21 protein-coding genes are annotated in these 25335 nt (G+C 28.7%); 8 read left to right on the top strand and 13 right to left on the bottom strand.

Annotated elements, in window-relative coordinates:
• Positions 1-61: 61 nt before the first annotated feature.
• Complete coding sequence (locus tag GXK56_RS19390; protein WP_160690444.1) at positions 62-1912, top strand: DUF4153 domain-containing protein; 1851 nt, start codon at positions 62-64, stop codon at positions 1910-1912.
• Positions 1913-2308: 396 nt separating this feature from the next.
• On the opposite strand, the gene GXK56_RS19380 is transcribed toward GXK56_RS19390, so the two are convergent.
• From GXK56_RS19380 to GXK56_RS28285, 3 genes are all read right to left on the bottom strand, one after another.
• Entirely contained in the window at positions 2309-3490 is a 1182-nt protein-coding gene (locus GXK56_RS19380) for a serine hydrolase domain-containing protein (RefSeq protein WP_160690442.1), read from the bottom strand.
• A gap of 169 nt (positions 3491-3659) precedes the next feature.
• The gene (locus tag GXK56_RS28290) at positions 3660-4832 is read right to left on the bottom strand and encodes a sensor domain-containing diguanylate cyclase (RefSeq protein WP_243156186.1); all 1173 of its coding nucleotides are present in this window, start codon (positions 4830-4832) and stop codon (positions 3660-3662) included.
• Positions 4753-5544: a GAF domain-containing protein gene (locus tag GXK56_RS28285; protein ID WP_243156185.1), complete on the bottom strand. Its 792-nt coding sequence runs from the start codon at positions 5542-5544 to the stop codon at positions 4753-4755. The genes GXK56_RS28290 and GXK56_RS28285 overlap by 80 nt, the downstream gene beginning before the upstream one ends.
• Before the next feature lie 338 nt (positions 5545-5882).
• Here GXK56_RS28285 and ahpC point away from each other — a divergent pair, with 338 nt between their 5' ends.
• A complete protein-coding gene (gene ahpC, locus GXK56_RS19370; RefSeq protein WP_160690440.1) occupies positions 5883-6446 on the top strand; it encodes an alkyl hydroperoxide reductase subunit C in 564 nt (187 codons plus the stop codon).
• 9 nt (positions 6447-6455) lie between these two features.
• Positions 6456-7985, top strand: a complete 1530-nt coding sequence (gene ahpF, locus GXK56_RS19365) for an alkyl hydroperoxide reductase subunit F (protein ID WP_160690438.1) — start codon at positions 6456-6458, stop codon at positions 7983-7985.
• A 217-nt stretch (positions 7986-8202) separates the two neighbouring features.
• Here ahpF and GXK56_RS19360 read toward each other — a convergent pair whose 3' ends face one another.
• A complete protein-coding gene (locus GXK56_RS19360) occupies positions 8203-9720 on the bottom strand; it encodes a GH25 family lysozyme (RefSeq protein WP_160690436.1) in 1518 nt (505 codons plus the stop codon).
• A gap of 398 nt (positions 9721-10118) precedes the next feature.
• Here GXK56_RS19360 and GXK56_RS27850 point away from each other — a divergent pair, with 398 nt between their 5' ends.
• Positions 10119-10283: a hypothetical protein gene (locus GXK56_RS27850; protein ID WP_202127912.1), complete on the top strand. Its 165-nt coding sequence runs from the start codon at positions 10119-10121 to the stop codon at positions 10281-10283.
• A 139-nt stretch (positions 10284-10422) separates the two neighbouring features.
• On the opposite strand, the gene GXK56_RS19355 is transcribed toward GXK56_RS27850, so the two are convergent.
• The 5 genes from GXK56_RS19355 to GXK56_RS19340 all read right to left on the bottom strand — a co-directional run bounded on the left by GXK56_RS19355 (position 10423) and on the right by GXK56_RS19340 (position 15022).
• Positions 10423-11835 carry an MFS transporter gene (locus GXK56_RS19355; RefSeq protein WP_202127916.1) on the bottom strand — a complete coding sequence of 471 codons (1413 nt, stop codon included), beginning with the start codon at positions 11833-11835 and terminating at the stop codon, positions 10423-10425.
• 77 nt (positions 11836-11912) lie between these two features.
• Positions 11913-12338: a MarR family transcriptional regulator gene (locus GXK56_RS19350; RefSeq protein WP_202127915.1), complete on the bottom strand. Its 426-nt coding sequence runs from the start codon at positions 12336-12338 to the stop codon at positions 11913-11915.
• Between the two features lie 288 nt (positions 12339-12626).
• Positions 12627-12836, bottom strand: coding sequence for an RNase H family protein (locus GXK56_RS28280; protein WP_243156187.1), 210 nt, complete (start codon positions 12834-12836; stop codon positions 12627-12629).
• On the bottom strand, positions 12799-13092 hold the full coding sequence (locus GXK56_RS28275; protein WP_243156184.1) for a hypothetical protein: 294 nt from the start codon (positions 13090-13092) through the stop codon (positions 12799-12801). Before GXK56_RS28275 ends, GXK56_RS28280 begins: the two co-directional genes overlap by 38 nt.
• Positions 13093-13108: 16 nt before the next feature.
• A complete protein-coding gene (locus GXK56_RS19340) occupies positions 13109-15022 on the bottom strand; it encodes an SEC-C metal-binding domain-containing protein (protein ID WP_160690430.1) in 1914 nt (637 codons plus the stop codon).
• Positions 15023-15390: 368 nt separating this feature from the next.
• On the opposite strand from GXK56_RS19340, the gene GXK56_RS19335 reads away from it, so the two are divergent.
• Together GXK56_RS19335 and yaaA are read left to right on the top strand one after the other, a co-directional pair.
• Positions 15391-17511, top strand: coding sequence for a M6 family metalloprotease domain-containing protein (locus GXK56_RS19335; RefSeq protein ID WP_160690428.1), 2121 nt, complete (start codon positions 15391-15393; stop codon positions 17509-17511).
• 259 nt (positions 17512-17770) lie between these two features.
• The gene (yaaA, locus tag GXK56_RS19330; RefSeq protein ID WP_160690426.1) at positions 17771-18511 is read left to right on the top strand and encodes a peroxide stress protein YaaA; all 741 of its coding nucleotides are present in this window, start codon (positions 17771-17773) and stop codon (positions 18509-18511) included.
• Positions 18512-18648: 137 nt separating this feature from the next.
• Here the strand turns inward: yaaA and GXK56_RS19325 are convergent, their stop codons facing one another.
• The 3 genes from GXK56_RS19325 to GXK56_RS19315 all read right to left on the bottom strand — a co-directional run bounded on the left by GXK56_RS19325 (position 18649) and on the right by GXK56_RS19315 (position 20976).
• Positions 18649-19776 carry a two-component system response regulator gene (locus tag GXK56_RS19325; RefSeq protein WP_160690424.1) on the bottom strand — a complete coding sequence of 376 codons (1128 nt, stop codon included), beginning with the start codon at positions 19774-19776 and terminating at the stop codon, positions 18649-18651.
• Positions 19777-20233: 457 nt separating this feature from the next.
• Positions 20234-20503 carry a hypothetical protein gene (locus GXK56_RS19320; protein WP_160690422.1) on the bottom strand — a complete coding sequence of 90 codons (270 nt, stop codon included), beginning with the start codon at positions 20501-20503 and terminating at the stop codon, positions 20234-20236.
• Positions 20504-20604: 101 nt separating this feature from the next.
• Positions 20605-20976: a hypothetical protein gene (locus GXK56_RS19315; protein WP_160690420.1), complete on the bottom strand. Its 372-nt coding sequence runs from the start codon at positions 20974-20976 to the stop codon at positions 20605-20607.
• A 411-nt stretch (positions 20977-21387) separates the two neighbouring features.
• Here GXK56_RS19315 and GXK56_RS19310 point away from each other — a divergent pair, with 411 nt between their 5' ends.
• Complete coding sequence (locus GXK56_RS19310; protein ID WP_160690418.1) at positions 21388-21801, top strand: bacteriohemerythrin; 414 nt, start codon at positions 21388-21390, stop codon at positions 21799-21801.
• Between the two features lie 101 nt (positions 21802-21902).
• Here GXK56_RS19310 and GXK56_RS19305 read toward each other — a convergent pair whose 3' ends face one another.
• The gene (locus GXK56_RS19305; protein ID WP_160690416.1) at positions 21903-23900 is read right to left on the bottom strand and encodes a methyl-accepting chemotaxis protein; all 1998 of its coding nucleotides are present in this window, start codon (positions 23898-23900) and stop codon (positions 21903-21905) included.
• 403 nt (positions 23901-24303) lie between these two features.
• Between GXK56_RS19305 and GXK56_RS19300 the strand changes: the two genes are divergently transcribed.
• A complete protein-coding gene (locus GXK56_RS19300) occupies positions 24304-25335 on the top strand; it encodes an FIST N-terminal domain-containing protein (protein ID WP_160690414.1) in 1032 nt (343 codons plus the stop codon).

Raw genomic sequence — 25335 nt, 5'->3', positions numbered from 1 at the left:
GACTGAATCCAGCTGGTTCTATTTCATATTAAAAATTTCTATATATAAGGAGGTTTAGAAAATGAAATCTATAGATAAACTACAAAAAACACTTAGTGGACTATGTGAGGCTATATCTCGCTATCCCTTAACCTTAATTTTTCTTATTGCAGCTGCAACTGTAAATTCAATGGGTATTCAGCGTGGTGAACCATATACCAAAGAAATTTTGACCTTTGTAATTGGAGCCTTTTTAGGTTTCACCGTACAGGCAGCTTATGAACGATTTTATGAAAAATTTATGCATCGTGTTATTTTAATGGGTATATCTATTTTTTTTACTTTAGGATACTTCCTTGTTATTAATCAATCTGTCACCACAAGTTTGGAAACTTGGATTAGAACTTCTGTTGCCCTATTTGCTTTACTTATAGCTTATATGTGGGTACCTGTAATAAAAAGCCATGTAACTTTTAATGAAAGTTTTATGGCTGCTTTTAAAGCCTTCTTTAATTCCTTTTTATTTTCACTAATACTTTTTATAGGAATATCATTGATTTTAACAGCTATTGACTTACTCCTTTTTTCTGTAAATGAAAAATCCTATATGCATTCTTTAAATATTGTTGGTGTTATATTTGCTCCAATATATTTTTTATCACTCATTCCTATTTATCCTGGTTTGCAAAACAAATCTCTTTTAAAACGTGATTTTAACGCTAACAATGATAATATTCAATTCAATAAAGAAATCATAAAATATAATGAAGAAAATATACTCAAAGCTTCAAGCTGTCCTAGGTTTTTAGAAATCTTAATTTCTTATATAATAATTCCACTTTTATCAGTTTATACAGCCATTTTAATCATATATATAATAAAAAATATTAACACTAAGTTCTGGAGTGATAATAAACTTGAACCTATGTTGGTTGGTTTTGCTATTACAGTAATACTTCTATACATTCTTGCCAGCCGCCTTGAAAATAAATTTGCCACAGTCTTTCGAAAGTTTTTTCCAAAGATTCTTGTTCCTATTGTACTATTTCAAATTTTATCTTCCATCCTTAGAATTCAATCTACCGGAATTACTCATGAACGTTATTATGTAATTTTGTTTGGAATATTTGCAGTACTTTGTGGAATATTCCTTAGTATTCTTCCAGTACGAAAAAATGGAATTATAGCAATATTACTTATTGGCTTTTCACTATTTTCTATAATTCCACCAGTAGATGCCTTCACTATAAGCCGTACTAACCAACAGAAAAAACTTGAAAGTATATTAGCCAAGAATAATATGCTTATAGATAATAAGATAACTCCAAATCCTTCTATTTCTGACGAAGATAAAAAAGTAATTTCTACCACCTTGAATTATCTTGAAATGATGGGGTGCACAAAGAAAATAAAATATCTCGGAAAAGATTTCAATTCGTATAGAGACTTCTATACTACCTTTGGATTTTATAGATATGAAGATAATATTTATAGACAAGATAATATTTATATATCATTAAATAGACAGCTACCAATAAATGTATCTGGTTATGATACTTTAGTTCAAACTGATTTTTATATTGCAAAAGATAATACAAATTCTAATAACAAACTCTGTAATTTTGAAAAGGCTGGACATAATTATACACTTTCAATTAATTACTCACTTAATTCTAGTGACCTTTGGTTGTCAAACGACAGAAATGAAGAGCTAATGCGAATTCATATTAAAGATGTTTTTGAAAAATTTCATACTTCGGTTTCTGGTAATTATCCAGAAAGTAAAAACTCTATAACACCAGAGCAAGCAACCTTTACTCAAGAAAATGACAAAGCTATTATCTCTCTTATAGCACTTAACATTAATATTGAAAAATCTAATATTGATTATCCATATAATGGTGAATTTTATATCCTTGTAAAAATAAAATAATAATAAAAAGCCAACAATTCTAATTAAATTTACAAATAATTTTGTATTAGAATTGTTGGTCTTTTTATATACTAATAAATTTTTACTTTATTCCATATCACAATAAAAATATGATTCAGCATTAATATGGTAAATATATCCTCCAGAATTGATATTGCAACAACTCTTATCCACCCAGCACTAGGATCTTTAATCTTTATTAAGAAACAGCTTACTGTAAATCCATAAGACTGAAGCCGCTCTAGATTTGTAAGTTTTTCAATATGGCAATATCCATATTTAATTCCTGCAAAATGGCCTTCCCAGATAATTGCCGAATCTTTCCATATACTAATAAATTTTCACCTTAATAAACTTACTAAAACTGAACTTCTCGATTTTCCCACCTTATTATGTTTACTTACAACATGAACTTAAAATAATGTTACGTAACTTTCTAGTTAAAGTTGTTGTTCCAGAATCAGTTTTCTGCATCATAAGCAAGAAGCTTAAATTATCTTTTGGACAATTGCAAAAATATGCACCAAGCCATCCATCCCATCCATATTCTCCAATACTTCCTATATCTCCAGCTTTACTGCAATCTTTCATTACACGCATTAAGTTTCCATAACTGTGTCCGCCTAAAGTAAGCCAATTATTGAAGCTTTTTTGCTGCTCAACACTTAAATCTCCTGAAGTTAAATATTTTACTGTTTTAGATTTTAAAATCCTAACTCCATCTAAACTGCCTTCATTCAAAAGCATTTTAGTAAACTTTGAATAATCATCTATTGTAGAAACAAGACCTGCTCCACCAGATTCAAAGGCTGGATACCTGTCCATTTTATTTATAATCCCCAAATTGTTTCCTGTATAAATGTCTAAGCTGCAGTCTTCATTTGCAACATAAGTTTTCACCAATCTATTTCTTTTTTCTTCTGGCACATAAAAATCTGTATCCACCATATTTAAAGGTTTAAATATCTCTTCTCTCAAAAATCGTCCAAAGCTTTTTCCACTTACAACTTCAACTACTGCTCCTAATACATCTGCTGACGTTCCATATTCCCATGAAGTACCTGGTTGATAAGCCAATGGACATTTACCTAATTTATTCATAGCTTCAACTGTAGTCATTGGTGAATCACCTAATAGTCTGTCATCAATTTCCTTAAATAAAGCTTCTGTCTCTTTTCCAGCTTTACTCTCTCCACCGTATACAAGTCCTGAAGTCATTGAAAGCAAATCCTTTAAGTTTATTTCTCTTTCAGCTGAAACTAAGCCATTTTCACTTTCCACCATCTGATTCTTAAAACCTGGAAGAAACTTTGATACTGGCTCGTATAAGTCAATTTCTCCTCTTTCTAAAAGAATCATTACAGATACAGCTGTAACAGGCTTACTCATTGAATATAGTCTAAAAATGTAATCTCTTTTCATCTGAATTCCAGCCTCTTTATCAGCGAAACCATCTTCATAATAAAAAATTTCCTTGTTATCTTTTATGACCATTAGATTCGCTCCTGCTAATTCACTTTTTTCTATACTGCTTCTTATGGCCTTTTTTATTTGTTTTATATCCATTTCATCCAACATTCTATACCTTCCCCTTTTCCTAATAAAATTCCAAAAGCGTACTCACTTATTACACTCATAAATAATCTTTGAAATTAAGCATATCTTTTATTGCTTGTAAAGATTATCATAAAAATATTATACCATAATTTTCTATATGTATTTGAAACAAATTCTTTCTTGATAATAGCTAAGGTATCCAAATACTAACTTTATTCTTACCTTTTCGTTTTGATTCTAATGCTGCTTCATCTGCTTTTTTTACCAACATTTCTTTATTATAATTAGTGTCTATTAAAGAACTAATTCCAACACTTATTGTAATATTAAAAGATTTAGATAATGGCTTAGTTTGATTCATTCTTACTTTTTCAGCAAACCACCTTTTTAATTCTTTACCAAATGCATTGCCTTTTTTCTCTTCTAAGTCTAGAATGGTTTCTTCTCCATTTTCATATTCTTCTTCTATTTCAAATTTATAATTTGAAATATTTTCTCTTATTGTTTCCATAATATTTCTAGCTGTTTCAATATCTGTATCAGGCAAGATAATTGTAAATTCATCTCCACCATATCTTGATATTATATCTTCCTCACGCAAGTTACTTTCTAAAACCTCTGCAACCTTTTTTAACAGTAAATCACCAAGTTGATGTCCATATGTATCGTTATACTTTTTATAATTATCTATATCAAGCATTACCAATGATAAATTTCTATTATGTTTCTTAGCTTTTTCAATATAGCTCCCAAGTACTTCATTAAAATAGCGACGATTATACATATTAGTAAGTCCATCTCTTATAGCTAAACTTTCAACACTTTTATATCTAAAAGCATTCTCTAAGGCACTAGATAAAGGAGTTATTGTACTATTTATCAGAGTAATTTCTTCTTTTGTTAATAATCTATCAGTATTTACATGCAAAATCCCTATGGATTTTTCTGCTGATACTATTGGAATACAATATGAATATCCCATATCTGTTTGAACTTTAGTTGGATATTTTTCTTTAAAGGCTTCCTCTACAGTTCCTTTAAGTTCTATAAATTTTAATCGGTCTTTAAAAGTTCCATAGGATGCAATGACTTTTAACTCCTGCTCCACTTCATCAAACACCGCCAAAATAGATGATTTAGCGTTTATGACCTCTGTCACTGTCTTAACTCCAATCTTACCTACTTCATTTAAATCTACAGAAGAAGTTATTTTTTTAGTCATTTCAAAAAGCATGTGATTGTTTTGATTTTCTTTTTTCAGATTATCAGTTAATTTAGCATTATTAATTGCAAGACCAATTTTCTCCCGATATGGTTTTGATAAGTTTAAAATCAGAATCGCTAAAATGAGAAATTTCTTCACTTCCTAAAACTAACACCCCTAATATTACTCCATACATTTTTATAGGTATTGTAATTTGAGCTCTTGTTTTTTTTATACAACTTATATAATGGCTATCTACTTGAACATCTTCAACCAATATAGGCTCATTTTTATAAACTGACCAGCCTACAAGTCCTTCCCCTATTTTGAAGTTTGTTTTCTTAATATCTTTATCCAAAACATTAGAATATGCTTTTAATTTAAGCTCTTGTTCCTCTAATAAAAATATCAAACCAAAATCTGCATTGGTATGTGTTGTAAGTCGAGCTAAAATTATATCTAAAAGCTCTTGGAGAGAATCAGTGTTATGTATTGCCAGCGCCGTATCATATAAAATTCTATTTTCAAACTGTAATACCCTTATTTCTCTCTTTATCTTATCTACTTCCTTAAATAATGTATTTATATTATCAAATTTTAAATCCTCCAATGATTTTCCATCTTTAATGTATAAACTTGATTTTATTTCGTTTATTATTGTTAACATCTTTTTAATTTTACTCACTAGGAATATAACTGGAATAGTAGAAATAAGCAATATGGATAACAAAAAGAAAATAAAAGGGTTAATTCCCCATTCTTCAAAAGACGGTATTATTTTTTGATGCACTAAAATAATTGCTCCTATTGGAATTAATATTGTAAACATACTACGTACTAAATATGTTTTAAATGCAAATCTTTTTTTCATGAATTCCTGACTCCTCTCCTGAGACCATATATTTAATTTAATCATCAATTACAAACTTACATAGCTAATATAAAACAAACTCCATAATGTGTATGGATTTCATATCCTTTCTATTTTACGTAATTAAGTGTTAATTATCAATATAATAGAAGTGCAAATATACTTTATTCAAAAAATATTCACTAATCTATTTTAAAAATAATATTGACAAATAAAATTACAGATTTATAATAAGATTAATCAATAATTATTATCAATTAAAAAGAATAGTTATTTGAGCATGTACTTAAAATTATTGAGAATTAGAATAAATATAAAAATTTAGGAGGTAGTTTATTATGTCATTAATAGGAACAGAAGTAAAGGAATTCAAAGCATCAGCATATAGAAATGGTGAGTTTATAGAAGTAACTCAAGAAAATTTCAAAGGTAAATGGAGCATAGTTTGTTTTTATCCAGCAGATTTCACATTTGTATGCCCAACAGAATTAGAGGATTTACAAGATCATTATGAAACTTTGAAAGGGCTTGGAGCTGAGGTTTATTCAGTTTCAACAGATACTCATTTTACACACAAAGCATGGCATGACAGCTCAGAAACAATTAAGAAAATAACTTATACTATGATTGGTGATCCTTCACATACATTATCACGTAACTTCGATGTATTAATTGAAGCTGATGGTCTCGCTGATCGTGGAACTTTTATCATAGATCCAGATGGGGTAATTCAAGCTGTTGAAATAAATGCTGGTGGAATAGGAAGAGACGCAAGTGTAGTAGTCGATAAAATTAAAGCAGCACAATATGTAAGAAACAATCCTGGCGAAGTTTGCCCAGCGAAATGGAAAGAAGGAGCATCAACTCTTAAACCAAGCCTAGATCTTGTTGGAAAGATTTAAGGTATGCCTATGATTCTAGATAAAAAAATAAAAGATCAATTAATAGAATATCTTAAGCTGATGGAAGGAAATGTTGTTATAAAACTAAGCACAGGTACAGATGAAGCATCAAGCAATATGCTTGGCCTTGCTGATGAATTGGCATCTATTTCGACAAAAATTCAGCTAGAAAAAGCAACCTTGCTAAGAACACCAAGCTTTAGTATAAATCGTGTTGGTGAAGAAACAGGCATAACTTTTGCTGGAATACCTTTAGGACATGAATTTACTTCTCTTGTGTTAGCATTATTGCAGGTAAGTGGAAGGCCACCAAAGGTGGAGGAAAAAATTATTAAAGCAATAAAAAATCTTAAGGGAGAATATAATTTTGAGTCTTATATAAGCTTAACTTGCCATAATTGTCCAGAAGTTGTTCAAGCGCTTAACCTAATGGCCTTACTTAATCCTAATATCACTCATACTATGATTGAAGGCGGATTATTCAAATCTGAGATTGAAAGTAAAAATATTATGGCTGTGCCAACAGTTTATTTAAATGGTGAATTGTTTGGAATCGGACGTATGTCAATTGAAGAAATTCTTGCGAAAATAGGATTACCTTCAGACACTTCAGAATTCGAAGCTAAAGAACCATATGATTTATTAGTTGTTGGTGGAGGTCCAGCTGGTGCAAGTGCAGCTATTTACGGAGCAAGAAAAGGCATAAAAACAGGAATTATTGTGGAGCGCTTTGGAGGCCAAGTATTAGATACCATGGGAATTGAAAACTTTATAAGTGTAAAATACACTGAAGGTCCTAAGCTTGCAGCCAGCCTTGAGGAACATGTTAAAGAATATAATGTTGATATTCTAAATTTACAAAGGGCTAAGCATCTAGAAAAGAAAAAAGACTTAATTGAAATTGAATTAGAAAATGGTGCTGTTATAAAATCAAAATCAGTAATAATTTCAACAGGTGCAAGGTGGAGAAATGTTAATGTCCCTGGAGAAGAAGAATTTAAAAATAAGGGCGTTGCATATTGTCCTCACTGTGATGGACCTTTGTTTAAAGGTAAGCATATAGCCGTTATTGGTGGAGGTAATTCTGGTATTGAGGCAGCTATAGATCTTGCAGGTATAGTAGATCATGTAACTGTACTTGAATTTATGCCAGAACTTAAAGCTGATGAGGTATTACAAAAACGTCTTTACAGCTTAAATAATGTTACTGTTCTAAAAAATGTTCAAACAAAAGAAATTACAGGTACTAATAAAGTGAATGGTATTACTTATGTAGAGCGTGATACTGGAGCGGTTAAACATATAGAACTCGAAGGTATTTTTGTTCAAATTGGTCTTGTTCCAAATACAGAATGGCTAACTAATGTTGAGCTAAATAAACTAGGCGAAATCATAGTTGATAATCATGGTGCTACAAATATTCCTGGAGTATTTGCAGCAGGTGATTGTAGTAACAGCTCATTTAAACAAATCATCATTTCAATGGGATCAGGTGCAACTGCGGCTTTAGGAGCCTTCGATTATCTAATAAGAAATTAATTAAAATCAAAATTGAATATAACAAAAAATTTAAACCATGCATAAACTGATATTATACTCTAGTTTATGCATGGTTTTCTTTATAAATTTATTCTTCTACTATTGCAACAGGTCCTATTTAGCCAGCACTAGCATTCTTAATCTTTATTGCACTTACTTATTCTGCATACTTTAATATGATATACTCTATAAGTAATAAACATAAATATTATATAATCTATCTAAAAATATCTGATGTAAATTCATTTAAATCTACTCCACCATATATACCATCAACAACACCTTTATCTGTATATTGATGTCCTGCTCTTGATGTCCATATATTGTTGGCTGGCAAATTCTCAATTTTTCTAGAATAATTTGCTTCCCATAGAGAATATGATGTTAATCGGCTATCTAAATTTGGTATAAAATTTGAATATGTATATATACAAAGCTCCATATTGCTCAATTTATTAAATTCAGCAATAAATCTTAAAGTATAATCCATAACATTAAAATCACTTTTTTCCACATCTAAAACTGGCTTTAAATCACTTTGTTTATCTTTTATATTATTATAAAAATTACGTGCTTGAGTTTCAGGAGAGCTTGTCCCTACTAAAAAATGATAAAAACCTGTTTTTAAACCAGCGCTTTTAGCACCATTATAATGAGTCGACAAATAATTATCTACATATGTAGTTCCTTCTGTTGCTTTTATGTATACAACTTGTATGCCTGCTGCTTTTACTTTAGCAAAATTAATATTTCCATTATAGTGACTTATATCTATTCCTTTAAATTTACTAACTGCTCCTAATCTCTTTCCATCTAGACCAATTTCATAACCGCCTGCTACAGTATTGGTTTTCAATCTTCCTGAATTTGTGTCTAAGTAATAATAATCACCACCAGAATTTACCCAACCTGTTGCCATAGCTCCATTAGTTTTTAAGTAATACCAAATTCCATTTAAATTAATCCAACCTTTAGCCATTGCCCCTGAATCATATAAATAATACCAGGCATTATTATAAACCCACCCTTTTGCCATATTTCCGCCATTATTAAAATAATACCAATAGTTATTTAACTCAGCCCAACCTTTTACCATTGCACCACTGTTATTAAAAAGATAAGTTTCCTTATCGATAACATTTATATCTGTTATCATTTCACCTGAATTTTTAAAGAAATACCAGATATTATTTATCTGCCTCCATCCTTTAACCATGCTGCCCGAATTATCCAAGTAATACCAAGTACCGCTGATAGCTTTTAACCAACCTGTTGCCATTTGACCATTAGAGTACAAGTAATACCAATTCCCATCTGGTTTAATCCATCCAATTGCCTTTGTATTATCAGATTTATAGTAATACCAATATCCATTTACTTTCTTCCAGCCAATAGAAGAGGTTATATTTGCGCTGCCATTTTCAGTAGCATTTACAGTTTGACTGTCATATTCACTTATTGCCTTTAAAGGATCTGGCTTGTTTTCAGGTGTACCTGGATTTGGACTTTGATTTACTGCCTCAAATTTAGTACTAGTTGTATTATCTAGGTTTGAAGCTGCTGCTGAATCACCTGATGTACTATTTATTCCTGATACGCTTGTAAATTGCGCTGATGCTGATGTAGTTGTAGAATCAGCTGTTACACCTTTAGCTTGTACAATTATACCTTGTCCAAACCCGAGCATAATTGTAGCCATTACAAATAATGAAGTAAGTTTTTTCTTAATATTCACAGAAATCGTTCTCCTTTTGCTTATCATTAGTTAGTGCATACTGATCTCCTATAATTAAGAACATTTTTGTCAGTAATGCTATTCTTTTAAATTATATAATCGTCTCTATTTGTAAACAATGATTTAACTATGGACATTGAGTTATATTATTCATATAAAACCTTATAATGTAAAATATCATTTCCCCTTACTCTAATGTAAGTCAAAATAATATTGAACATATAATAAATAAAAATATAAAAGTATTTTTCATCAAATTAGAACTTTTATATTATACTCCCACAAAATGAATTTCAAGATTTCTTTTACATAATAATGATTATTCTTTGATAATTGTTGCATTTTTCAAAATTTTCTAATATAATAAATATAAACATACAAGTAAGGAGTGATGTTAAATGAATAAATTATTTGTTAAAGCTTTTGCTAAGAAAGTTATCGACCTTTTAATCTTTGGTCCAGGGTATAAAGCTCCTGAATATGCTTATGTTCGTATAACTCAAACTTCTAAGAAAACATTATATAATGATGGATACGGTGAATATTATAGATATGAAAAATAAAAATACTATTTAATAACATAAGACTATATAAGGATTATCCTAATATACTATGGAAGCTAATTTAAAATTTAATATAAAATAAAAAAACGAGTAAGACCACTCGTTTTTTATTTTATATTTCTTATTATTGAAATTTATTTTAATTAGTTTTCTTTCTAGTCAATCGGTATAATGTTAATAAAGCTCCAACAAAGCTTATTATAGCGGCAGTTATATATACAGTTTTCATACCATAAATAAACGCATCACTTCTGCCTGGAACGTAATCTATAACACGTTCTCCAATTTTAAAACTCATCATAGTATATAAAAGCGTTGTAGCTAAAGCTATTCCACATACCATACCTAAATTCCTTACAAGAGCATTTACACTTCCTGCAATGCCAAGCTTATCCTTTGACACAGTTGACATTATTAATGAATTATTCGGAGATTGAAATAATCCCATTCCAATTGACATAATTGCAATAAATACTAACATAATTAGTACATTAGAATCTATGTTTAAAGTTGACATTAAAAATAATCCAAAGCTTATAAGTAATAATCCTACAAAAGTTAAAATTTCCGAACCTATTTTATCTGATAAAGTTCCACTAACAGGTGCAGCAATAGTTAATAATAATGGATAAACCATAAGTATAAGTCCAGTATGCTGCGGTGAATAACTCATTACATCCTGAAGATAAAAAGGTAAAATAATATTATTACAGAATATAGCTATAAATGTTATAAAGGCACAAAATATACTTAATGAAAATAATTTATTACTAAATATATCTAACTGTAATAGAGGACTTTCCTTTTTCTTTTCTACAATAATAAATATAGTAAAGGAAATAATAGCTACTGCAAAACCTAATAAAATTATTGGATTTGTAAATCCAAGGTTCAAGCCTTCATCTAACGCCATAAAAAGCGGAACTATAGCAAGCATAAACAGTACAGCTCCAAGAGTATCAAGTTTCCCCTTCTCTCCTTTATGCCCCTTAGGTAACAGCTTATTCCCATAAAATAACGCAATAATACCAATTGGAATATTTATTAAAAATATAAATTCCCAACTAGCAGCACCTACTATAATTCCACCCAGTCCTGGTCCTACCAATGCTCCTAACGCAACAGAAGTTCCTAAAAAGCCCAGTGCCTTCCCTCTTTCACTCGGTGGAAAGGTTTCTGTAATAATACCTTGATTATTAGCCATTGTCCCTGCAGCTCCTATAGCTTGTACAACTCTAGCTACAATTAATATTGGAAAAGAACTTGTTATACCACATAAAAAAGATCCAAAGGTAAATAGGCCTATTCCAAACTTAAACATCTTAGCTTTTCCAAGCATATCTCCAAGCCTTCCAAAAATTAATACCGTACCAGCTATAACAATTAAATAACTTGTTACTACCAATTGAATTCTTGAAGTTGTTACATTTAAAGCATCTGCCATTTTAGGAAGCGCAACATTTACAATACTCCCATCTAAAGTGGACATAAAAGTAGACATTAGTACTATAATCAATACAGTCCACTTGCTTTTATTATTTTCAGTATTCATTATTTCTTTACTCCTTTGTTTTTTGCTTTCAATATTTATATCCATAATTCCCTCCATAATAAATAACTAATCTTGTATTATTTATGACTACATTCTTCACTCTTTAATTTCTGAGTTTTTTCTAGAATCTTAAATAAAGATTTTGATGTAATCATTTTTTCCTCTTCAGTCAAATCTTCCGTAATCAAATCAACAATACCATGAATTTCCTCTCTAATTTTAGGTATAAGTTCTTTAGCTTTTTCTGTTATATACAAGTTATAAGCTCTACAGTCTTTTTCATCCTGCTTTTTATAAACAAAACCTGATTCTATAAGCTTAGTAATTGTTCTTGCTGACATAGCCTTGTCATTGCCTACTTCTCTGCTCAATTTAATTTGGGTAATACCTTGGTTTTTTTCTAAAATAAATATATAAGGAATAGAACCACTACTCAATTCATATTTTTTTAAAATCTTATCTAAAAAAATTTGTGTATTTCTAAAAATCTTACTATTTAGCATTATAAAAGGAATGCTTTCTGTTTTCACCAAATTTTCCTCCCATCAATTTTAAACTTCATGATAAAACTTTAATTTTATTTTATGAAGTTTTTACTCTAATCAATACTTTAAAGAGACTATATTAGTCTCTCGCAAACTAAAAGCAGATAAATCAAAATATAATTTTTCCTTATACTTCAAATTTAATTGACTAGTCAACAATATTATATTAATTTATTGTTGACTAGTCAACCTTTATCAAATAAAATAACCTAAGACTTTTACTTTCAATCTTAGGTTAACTTTATTTTATAACAATTTTTTCGCTGTCTCTTTTGCATAAATATCACAAAGGGAATTTTCAAAGTGATTAGAATGTCCCTTTACCCACTGAAATTCAATATATTTACCATTGCACAATCCATCAAACATAAGCCACTTTTCAAGATTTTTAGGTGATTCCCCATTAATAGTTTTAAAATTATTTAATTTCCAGATAGGCAGCCATTCTAGCAACATCTTTTCCATGACTTAAAACAAATTTTACCTTAAAACCTACATAATATGTGTTTCTTCGTTTATTATGCAGCATTTTTCTAACTTGATACTCATTGCTTTTAAGATATTTAGTTAAATCATTATCACTTATAAAGTTCAATTCTTTTTTTAAAGGATTAAATTCTATAAAAGCACTTTCAATATAATTATCTATCTTAATTTTATATGTATCATTATTTTCATCTATTATTTCCATAGTAAAAAGTTTTAAAGTCATAAAAAATTACTCCTTTTTAGCCACAACACTTTTTATATTTCTTTCCACTTCCACATGGACATGGATCATTTCTACTAATCTTTTGTTGAACTACAGTCTCTTTGCTACCTTCTATTTCATTTATTGTTGCACCTTTGTATTTCCATAATGGAATATTTTTGATAAACTTATTAAGCATATTACTTATTCTAACTTCGTTATATGGATCTAGATCTGAATCCACTCCATTTATTATATCCTTAACTATTTCTTCATTATCTCTAAATTGAGCTTGTAAAGCCAACATTTTCATATTTTCAACTATATCATCTTTATTCATTACAAACATTGATACAAATTCTTTAATATATCTCTTACCAACGCTACTATTTTTAAGATGATCTTCTCTAATTGTTGAAATTAATTCCTGCTTGTTAAACACTTTATAATCTAAAGCTTTATCTAATTGATTTAATATTTCCTTATAATTTTCTATCTTATTATTAATAAATATTATTTTTTTATTTTCGTCTAAAATTCCATAGTAATCTGCATTATAAAATACGCTTTGCTCTAAAACGGATAATATTTTTGTTTCATCAATGTCTGTAACGTATCTTTTTATCAAATCCATAATTTGCTCTGCATGTATAATACCATAGACTTGAACCATGCCAGTAAAAATATTTATAATTTCACTATTCTTTTTTAGTATTCTTCTAAATTCTAAAGTATCACTTTGCTTTACAATATTCTGCATCTTTTCTGGCATTATAAAAATTGGTTTCTTATTTTCTACACTTGGAAATATAATTCCTTTATTGATCAAGAAGGAATATGTATTTTTATTCCAATTCACTCTATTATCTAAAATATTTATTATTCCGTTATTCTTGAAACACTTATATAATATCTCATATATCTCATTGTTAAGTAATAGCATTATGTCCTTCATATAGTTTTCATATTCACTATAATATTTTTCAATCATTGAAGCTTTACTTAAATTATCTGGTAGTATCAAATTAATATTTTCTGCTAATAAATTTATTTGTTCTTCTGGATATGCTTCTAATAATTTTTTTAAATCATATGAGTATTTTCCTTTTAGAAACATTTCTTTAAATATATTAGCAGTTTCATTAGTTTCTTCAATTTTATCATTAGAGATTTTCTTTTCAGAAGTTTGTTCTATATTATTATCAATATCATGATTTTTTGTTTCATAATTTCCATTATCTGAATTAGAGTGTTCATTGATAAAGTCATCAATATGCTGTTGAGTATATGTTAAAGTATTACCATCCTCCTCTTCTTTATATATATTCTTATGTTTTGAAGTTTTTAAACTTTCATTATCATGACATTTTCTATTGTTTTGAGGTAAATATGGAACTTCTCTATTCCTATTTCCTTTATACTTACAGATTCCATCTCTAGGAGAATTATAATAATCAGTAGTTCCAGCATTTTCTTCATTGTTTCTTGCAATAATTTCTATATGATTAAAGTCCTGTGAGACCTTAATCATATCCACAACTTCTAGAACTAAACTTGTAGTTAAATCAAAATCATATTTATACTCAAACTTTTGATTAACACTTAATATATCTTTTAAATGAATATCCATTTCATATTGTCTATCACTATTGCTGCTATATTCCTTCTTATTAATATAAAAGGCTCTCGAATGTTCACAGCATTCTACCCAAATATCTCTTATAAATTTATCTAACTGATCTAAGCTTAACCCTGCATCTATAGACAGATACACACAGTATTTGCTAAAATCCTTCTTATCTTTTATGGATATTAAAAATTGGTCTCTTACATCTTTAGTGTTTTGAATTTCATCTTCAATAAATTTTTTCATTTCTAAGCAATTTTTCATATGTCTTTTAATTGTTCTCTCTGTTAATTCTTTTCCACAATAATAGCATTTCCCTTGCACTTATAGATCTCCTCTTTTTATATTATATAATAACTAAAACATTATATAATAAGATTTCATATTCTACAAATTTTATATAATTTACTCCATAATTTAGGATAAATATTTAAAGTATATGCAGTATTTCTCATTAAAGTGGTAATTGATTATGTAATTTTCATTAAATTATCTATAGAAAAATACATTTGTAATAATTTGTAATAAAATATGCTTTTACTATTAAATATTGATGTTTTACGAAAAAGATATTTATTTTATAAAAAAAATATGAGAATATAAATGCTGTTGCGCAACTAATATAATGAGCATTATATTATTCTAGAAAAATAATGCATCTATAAAAGTAAAAATATGAGGAGTATTAATAAATGGGAAAATTAACAAAATTTTTAACTACTACTGCTGCAGTAGCTACTATTTGTGGAACTATGAGTGTAGGAGCATACGCTGCACCTTATATCAATCAGAAACATGAATTAATTCAGCCAGATGGAAGCAAGGTTCAGGTCAAAATCACAGGTGATGAATATTTTCAGCAAGTTGAAAGCTTAGATGGTTATACACTTTGTCGTGACAATGAAGGCTGGATATGTTATGCAAAATTAAATGCAGACGAAACAGATTACGTTTCTACTGGTGAAGTTTATAAAGCAAATGATCAGTATGGAGACATGAAGATCGTTAGCTCTACTGATAGCCTTGATAAAACACAAAATACTAAAAAAAGTCTTCAAAAACATTTAAAAATAAAAACTCAGGCAATAAAGAGTAAAGCTGCTAAAGTAAGAAATTCACTTCATGGAAATGATTTATTAAAAGCTCCTGAAGGGGTTAGCAGTGAAAATAATATAAACATAAATGGATTAACAGAGTCAAAAATTAGCACATCAAATTCTAATGTTGTAAATGGGTTAACAATTTTAGTGGATTTCCCAGATGTGAAAAGTGCTATACCTAAATCTAAAATAAACGACTTTTTAAACGGTGTTGGATATACTGGCTTTAATAACAATGGATCTGTAAGAGATTATTACTATGATATATCTGGTGGAAAAGTTACTTATACAAATACTATAATAGGTTTCTATACAGCAGCTCACGAAAAATCTTATTATGATGATATTTATGAACAAACTGGTTCTTATGCAAAATCTAATGAACTTGTAGCAGAAGTTTTTAATTGGTTAAAATCTTCTGGCTTTGATGCTTCAAAAATAACAACAGATTCAAATGGTTATGCTAAAGCTGTTAATATTCTTTATGCAGGTACTGCTGATGCCGGCTGGGCAAAAGGATTATGGCCACACCAAGCTTGGTATGGAGGATCAGAGAACTTCAATGGTATGAGAATACAAAAATATGAAATGACTGATATAGGAAATGATTTATCTATCAGTACTATTTGCCATGAAAGTGGACATATGATATATGGATATCCTGACTTATACGATTATGATGGAGATTCACAAGGTGCTGGTGCATATGGACTTATGAGTGGTACTGCAAATCCAAAGAATCCTGCTCCACCTGATCCATATTGCAGAAATGTTATATCAGGCTGGAATACACCAATAAACATGAATACATATGGTGACGGTGCTAAATTTACTGCTACTGCTAATCAAAACGGAAACCAAACTTCATATAAATGGTCAGGAAATAAAGCAAGCGAATATTTCTTAGTTGAAAATATTCAAAGAAATGGTAGATACGCTGATGTACCTGATAATGGACTAGCTATTTGGCATGTAGATGAAAAAGGTGATAATTCTAAAAACAATATGACAGCTAATAGTCACTTCTTGGTATCACTTGAACAAGCTGATGGAGCATATGATTTGGAAAGAAACAGAAACGGCGGAGACAGTGGTGATTTATTTAAAGGCGGCTATAAAGATTCCTTTGGAGATACTACCACTCCAAATTCTAAGTGGTGGAATGGACAAGCTTCAGGTTTAAAATTATCGCAAATTAGTAGATCAGGAAATCAAATGACATTTGTACAAGGAAAAGCTGGTTCAAGTACAACTGACCCTACTACAGATCCTACTAAACCAAGTACAGGTAAAAATATAGCTGGACAAGCCACTCCTTCTACTTCTTATGTATCATCTTGGGAAAGTATAAATGCACTAAATGATGGCATTGATCCTACAAGTTCTAATGATAGAAGTGCTGCTGTATATGGAAATTGGCCAGAAACTGGAACACAATGGGTTCAATATCTTTTTAATAATAATGTAACTATATCAAACTGTCAGGTTTATTGGTTTAAAGATGGACAAGGCATAGATGTCCCATCTTCATATAAAATATCTTATTGGGATGGAAGCGCTTGGCAAGAAGTAAAAAATGCAAAAGGTTACGGTACAGAAATTAATAAATATAACACTACTACATTTACTCCAGTGTCAACAAATGCAATTGCAATTCAAATGACTTCAAATGGAAGCAGTTCAACTGGAATTCTTGAATGGAAAGTAAGCTAAATAGCTAGCTTATATAATATGCTTAACTCCTGCTCAAAAACTACCTAATTACTACACCATATTTAAAATAGATTATTACAAATATATCTATAAATGACCGAGAGTTTCGTATATATTAAACTCTCGGTCATTTAATGTAAATACTTCAAGTCATGAAAAAACACTATATGAATTACTTTAAAAGGTTACACTCTTCGACTTAGAAATTAACCATGATATAATATACCGAACAAGTAAATAAATTAATGGAGGAATTACATTGAAGGTTATTATATCACCAGCGAAAAAAATGAATATAGATACAGAATTTGGCATACATAATTTGCCTTATTTTTTAGATAAAACTGAACTGTTAATGAAGCATATTCAAAGATTAAGCTATGAAGAAGCTAAATCTTTATGGAAATGTAATGATAAAATTGCAAGAACAAGCTTTGAATACTTTTCAAATATGTGTCTTACTGAAAGACTTACACCTGCAATATTAGCCTATGAAGGAATTCAATATCAATATATGTCACCAAATGTTTTTAATAGCGAACAATTGGACTACCTTGAAAATCATTTAAATATTTTATCTGGTTTTTATGGAATTCTAAAGCCTTTTGATGGAGTTGTTCCTTACAGACTTGAAATGCAAGCGCCTATTAAACTTAAGGGCTATAAAGATTTATATGATTTCTGGGACAACAGCTTATTTAGCAAATTATATGAAGATACAGATGTAGTATTAAATCTTGCTTCTAAAGAGTATAGCAAATGTGTTGAAAACCATCTTAATAAAAATGCTCAGTTTATCTCGTGCACCTTTGGCGAATATAAAGATGGAAAAATAATAACAAAAGGAACCTTAGCCAAAATGGCTAGAGGTGAAATGGTTCGTTATATGGCAGAAAACAAAGTCGAAAAAATTTCTGAAATAAAAAACTTTAATAGACTTGATTATAAATATAGTGATGAAAAATCAAATAGTAGAAACATAGTTTTTATAAAAGAATGATGCTCTAACTATAATTTCTAAGAAAAACTCTCAGCACCTTTTATAATTGTATTTGTAAACAAGAAAGCTGTAATTTTCTAACTTTTGAAAATCACAGCTTTTTAAGTTTAATAATGTAGTTTTTCTATAAACTAAAACTAATCTTTAATTAAATTGTGTTCTAAATTTAATCTTTCTTCTTCAGAATCTGCAAATTGAATTGCAATCTTTCTAAATTCCTCGTTAAGTTCTATAAAAATTTCAATTAACTCTGGATCAAAGTGAGTTCCGTTTCCTTCTAAAATAATAGAAACAGATTTATTATGACTAAAAGCTGGTTTATAAATCCGTTTACTTATAAGAGCATCGTAAACATCTGCAATTGCCATTAATCTGCAGGAAATTGGTATTTCTTCTCCCTTAAGACCATCTGGATAGCCCGTACCATCCCATTTTTCATGATGATGTAAAGCAAATTCCATTGCATAAGTTAAAAAAGAATTTTCCCCAAGCTGGTTTGCTGCCATTTTCAATGTTTCATAGCCAATAGTTGTATGATGCTTCATTTCTTCAAATTCACTAGGCGTCAATTTACCTGGTTTTAATAATATCTCATCTCTAATTCCTATTTTTCCTATATCATGAAGCGGACAAGCCTTATAATAAATCCTTATTACAGTATCATTTATAATATCTTTGTATTTGGGATGTTCTTTTAATCTTTCCGCTAATACTTTAATATAGCCCTTTGTACGATTTATATGTCCTCCTGTTTCAGGATCTCTATATTCTGCAAGGTTTGCAATAGTTTCTAAGGTTGCTTCTTGAGTTAGAGCAATTTCTCTAGTTCTTTCTTCAACTTTAAAATTAAGTATTTCATTTTGCATAGTCAACTCTTTTTGAGCAAGCTGCAAAGATAAATGAGTTTTTACCCTTGCCCTTACTTCTGTTACTTCAAAAGGCTTTGTTATATAATCGACAGCTCCCATTTCAAAAGCTTTTGCTTTGCTATTTATATCTGTAACTGCAGATAAGAAAACAACTGGAATATCTTTAAGTCTAATATCTTCTTTTATTTTAGAAAAAACTTCAAATCCATCCATCTCTGGCATCATTATGTCTAATAATATTATATCTGGTATAACCTCTTCCATAAATTTAAGTGCAGATTTTCCATCTAATGCTACTGATATTTTATAATCACTTTTTAGTGTATCCTCTAAAATTTTTATATTAAAATTTGTGTCATCTACGATTAAAATATTACAATCTGATAAATTCTTCATTTTACATCACCCCGTAAATCATTCATTAGATCCACATAAGTTGTCATTACTTTAAATATTCATAACTTTTTTGCAAATATTTTTATATTCAATTTTAGCTCTCTACTATTAAAAGACAAAAAATGTATGAAGATTTTATTTTAATATATACGACATTAAACAATATTGTATATCTATATTTTACCATAAAGTAGAAATTTATACTAATACTAATTAAAATATACTTTTCTTATATAACTTACCCTCTTTGTTGATTTACATCAGACTTTATAAACAATATAATTCACCTCCTATGATTATTTTAAATATTAGAGAATAAAAAACTACGTAAAAACGTAGTTTTTAAATTATTAATTATTTGATTACTAATCAACTTATAATTCGTTTTATATTTCTAGTACTTCTTAAGCTTATGATATTAAAAATACTTATCCATATTATATTACATAAGTTAATATCAGTACTTCTTTGAATGCATAGATTTTTGTTTCCTGCCATTTTTATATTTTTCTATATAATCTAAAGCTTCTCGTTTAGCCTTTTCATATCCATCGTTAAAACCCTTTGCATATATTTCTTCATAATCAGAATCCTTAATATTTCCAATGCCTTTTAAGAAATACTGATCAGCTTCATCAATGTCAAATTCAAATTCAAAATTTCGATTCTTATCTTTTATATCTTCAAAAAAATTATTATCATTTATTCCACTATTTCCATTCTTCATATTAATATCTCCTTTTATCATCTAAAACTATAGTATTTCACTAAAAATACTTGCAGAGTAGACCACTAATTGGCCTACGCTACAAGTGTTTTAAACCTACCCTATTTTACTGGCTCACATGGATATATATAATTAGCTACAGTGCAAGCTTCTAATTCTAGTGGATTGCATTCATCTTCATCTGGTAATACAAATACTATTTTGCGTTCAATAGTTCCGCATTCATCTTTTCTACATTCATCTTTTTCACGAATCATTGTAACAAATCCTTTAAAAGCCAATATTCTATGGAATTGATCATATATAATAGCTGCTACAGCTACTTTTTTGCCAATACATACATTATTTACTTTTATTCTTACAGTTACTAATTGAACGCCATTTCTTTCAAGTTCTATAGGTCTTGCATTAATAAAATCACATACATCACAGGAACATTTACTTTGCTTATGGTCATTTTCATATTTAATCATTTGATACAACTCCTTATAAATAAATTTTAACAAGCAGATAATTATTAATTTTGCTTGGGTCATTTATAATCTTTATACATATATCATTAAAATAAGTTTTAAATACTAAACTGTTAATTGATATATGTTCTCCTTCAGCATATTAATAATTAAAATACCACATTAAAAATTTATTAATTAAATTCTAATGAGTTTTTATAGAATATTTTTATCCATATTCTATATTTATAATATATTCTTAGTTAGACATTTAGTGACCTAAAGTAGCACCTTATAATTTTTTTTAATATATGTCGAATATTAGAAACAGAAAAAAACATAAAAATATACAAAGTAAAAAGAGGTATTATAAAGGATTCGTCGAAAACAATATATAATAAGGATAAATATAATTTATGGATGGTGAATTTTATGTATTTAAATTGGGACTGGACGTTAGACATAGGAATTGAGAGTATTGATAATCAGCATATGGAATTGGTTAATCGCCTAGATCAATTATTAACATCAGTTGAAGAAGGCAAAGGTCATGATGAAGTTATTAACACTTTAAATTTTCTAGAAGAATATGTAGTTAAACATTTTGATGAAGAAGAAGAACTTCAAAAGAAAATAAACTATCCTTTATTTGAAATACAGCATGCTCAACATGAAGAATTTAAAAATGAATTAAAAAATTTCAGAAAAACTTTTGAAACTCAAGGAGCATCAGAAGCGCTAGTAATAAATATTCAAGAGAAACTAGTTGATTGGTTTAGGAATCATATAATAAATTTGGATAAAGATTTGGGAGATTATTTAATTGAAAATGGTTATAACATATAAAGGTATAATATCATTCCTACTTTATCCCTAATAAAAAAGGTCAAAAATAAATACTTAGGATAACTGAAAAATCAGGTTATCCCAAGTATTTATTTTTTTCATTAAAACTTAAATTTTTGAACAAGCCCATAAATTTTTTCAGCAAGCAAGGCTTGATTTTGGGCAGTTAATGCTATTTCATTTATACCTTTAGTTGCATCTACAATACTATCTTTAATTGTTTCTGATTCTCTAGATGAAACTAACGTATTTTCTGTTAAATTTACAACAGATTCACTTACTTGATTCATTGTTGCAGTGACTTCCTCAGACATAGCAGCAATTTCTTCAGACATTTTACTTACAAATTCTGCATCTTTGTGAGTTTCCATTCCAATTTCTATCATCTCAATGAATTGAGGATTTACTTTTTCTTTAATAAAAAGCAATACATCATTGCTGTTATTGGCTAAATTCTTAAAAGCACCTTGTACTTTTATTATTGTTTCTTTTATTGATTCTACTGCTTTTGTTGATTCTTCTGCTAATTTTCTAACCTCTTCTGCTACCACTGCAAAACCTTTTCCTTGCTCACCAGCTCTTGCTGCTTCTATAGATGCATTAAGCGCTAAGAGATTTGTTTGTTCTGCAATACCAGCTATTGTGTCCGCCATAACTTTGATATTTTCAACTATTTTCCCTTCATTAATTGAAATTAAAATTTTATCTTCTTTTTCAATAAATAATCCTTCAATTTCTTTCATAGAAAGTTTAGTTTTATTTTGCATTTTCTCAGTTCTTTCTTTAGCGGAATTTGCATTTCCACTGCCTTCAATAGCCTTACTGCTTAATATTGTGACACTAGAATCTATTTCTTTTATTGAAGCTGATATTTCCTCAGAAGCAGCACTTGTATCGTGAACTCCTGAATTAATGTTTTTAATTGATTCTCCTATATTTTCTGTCATAGATGAAAATTCTTCTACAGTAGCTGCAAGCTCTTCACTGCTTGCACTAAGCTCTTGGGAATTATTGATTATATTTTTTATTAATTCACTTAACTCCTTTTTCATAAGAGCTATCCCTCTTGCAATATCTCCAATCTCATCCTTACGATGTAGATTTTTCTCTAATATTTCCTTCGAAAAATCTCCTTCTGCAACATCTTTAAAATGCTCTACTACTTTAACTAATGGTTTTGTAATATTTTTATCGATATACAAATATATAAATATAGAAAATATCACTACAATTACAAGAGAGATTTTTATAGTATTCATAATGAAATTATTTTTAAAATTTGTTATTTCATTCACACTTCGACCAGTAAATAATATTCCAATGACTTTGTTATCTTCACTTAAAATAGTTGTGTAAGCTGTAATATATTGTGATCCTAATATATTAGCTTCACCAAAATATTTATTATTCCTCATTACAATTTCTGAAATTTTAGGATCGAGCTTTGTTCCAAGAGCTCTTTGTCCATCTTTTTTTACAGTTGTTGCAATTCTTACATCTTCTAAAAAAATAGTTGCCTCACAATTTAATCTATCCTTTATATAATCTACTAGTTCATCAGAATCAAGTCTATATCCTGTTGATATAACCCCTATAATTTTTCCCTGATCATTTTTTACTGGAACTCCTGATCTGGCAGCTAACTTTACTTGTGTTCCACCTTCAATCTTAGAATTGGGCTTCCCTTCTAACGCAAATTTTACATTTTGTTGGTTTAAAACGCTATCTCCACTTTTATCTGGTTCATGGGTTCTTGCAAGAACAATTCCCTTCTCATCTGTTATTGTTACAAATTCTATTTTAGAACTTTCTACTATTGGTTTCACATCATCTAAAATTCTTTTAGTATCCTTTGTTTCAATTGCATTTATCACTTTAGTATTCATAGCCAATTGTGATGCAAGACTTAAGGAATTTCCCTTTAAATCATTAATTTTATCTCCTAAAACTTCATTAGCTTTTGTAATCTCATTATTAATATTCGAATTTAAATAAGTATTAAATTCAAATACATTATCCCCCACAATAACTCCAATAAGCAAAACTATCGCAGAAAAAATAAAACCTAATAATTTGAATTTTAATGAATGTAATTTCATAATTATTCCCCCTCACAAATTTCACTATAGCTTAAATTTCATATATTTTATTTGCAAATTTAAAATTAAATAAATTAACAGATATAAAAAAAAGCACTTGCTAAAAATTTAAGTCAAGTGCGTATCTACGTAGAAAAAGCTTTATATAATTATTTATCATTTCTTACAATTTTCCTCATTAGTAGTTTCCTATTCCTTTATATAATTATATCATTAGTTTACAATTATTTGTAGTATTTTACAAAATATATTATATTCTTAATTATAATATATTTTACTATCAAAAAGTATATTCAAATTATTTAAATATTCAGAATAATCATTTGCATATTATAACAATATTAGCTATACTTTTATTAAATAGTTTATTTTTTCCAAAAGCTTATATTTAGGAGATGATGTTATGAAAGAATTCTTATTTTCAAATGTTTCAGATGGATTAAATCACATCAATACTAGCACTAATAAAGGATTTGTCATCTTTTCTAGTGTTGAAAATGTTGTAGAATTATCAAAGCATGTTTCATCCAATGTAATCTTGTGTTCTACTTCTGGAGAATATAGTAGAAATGGTTATAAAGATGGTGTGATCACAGGTTTTGAATATGATTTAGATGAAGGAGAAACTGTTGAAATACCCAATCCACCAATAAAAAATATAAAAAAATTAAAACAAGCTTATGCTAAAGTAAAAAATAATAGAAATGCATTTGCACTTTTATTATGTGATGGATTAAACGGTACAGAAGAGAGTATTGTTACATCTTTTTATTTTGCTGATAATAATTTTAAAATAATTGGTGGGAGCGCTGGAGACAATCTTAAATTTAAAGAAACCTTTATTTTTATTGGTAATAAGAAAATTAGCAGTGTTGCAATATTTTTTGACATGAAGCGTAGAACACAAATTATTAAGGAAAATATATATGAATCAACTGGCACTCGTTTATTAGTAACCGATTCTGATTTAATAACCAGAACAGTAAAAACCTTTAATAAAGCACCTGCTAGTACAGAGTACGCTAGAGCACTAAATATAAGAGAACAAGACTTATCTAATTATTTTATAAATAATCCCCTTGGAAAAATATATGAAGATGACACTTATATAGCTTCGCCTATGAAAATTAATCCAGATAAATCAATTACTTTTTATTGCCAAATGATGAGTGACACATTTGTTGAAGTCTTAAGACCAGTTAATCCTGTAGATCAAATAAGAAAAACTATTAAATCGGTAGAATTTAAGCCAAGCTTTGTTTTAGCTATAAATTGTATATTAAGAAGTTTAAAATTTCAAGAAGATGGAACTTGGAAATCAATAGATCACGAATTACTTTCATTGTGTCCTAACATTACAGGTTTTGTAAGCTATGGTGAACAATTCTACAAGAAGCACGTTAATCAAACTATGGTATTACTAGCAATTGAATAG

It is taken from the genome of Clostridium sp. C2-6-12, assembly GCF_009928485.1.
Lineage (GTDB): Bacteria > Bacillota > Clostridia > Clostridiales > Clostridiaceae > Clostridium.
The sequence above is the reverse complement of the archived record's forward strand: the minus strand, read 5'-3'. Positions and strand labels throughout refer to the sequence as shown.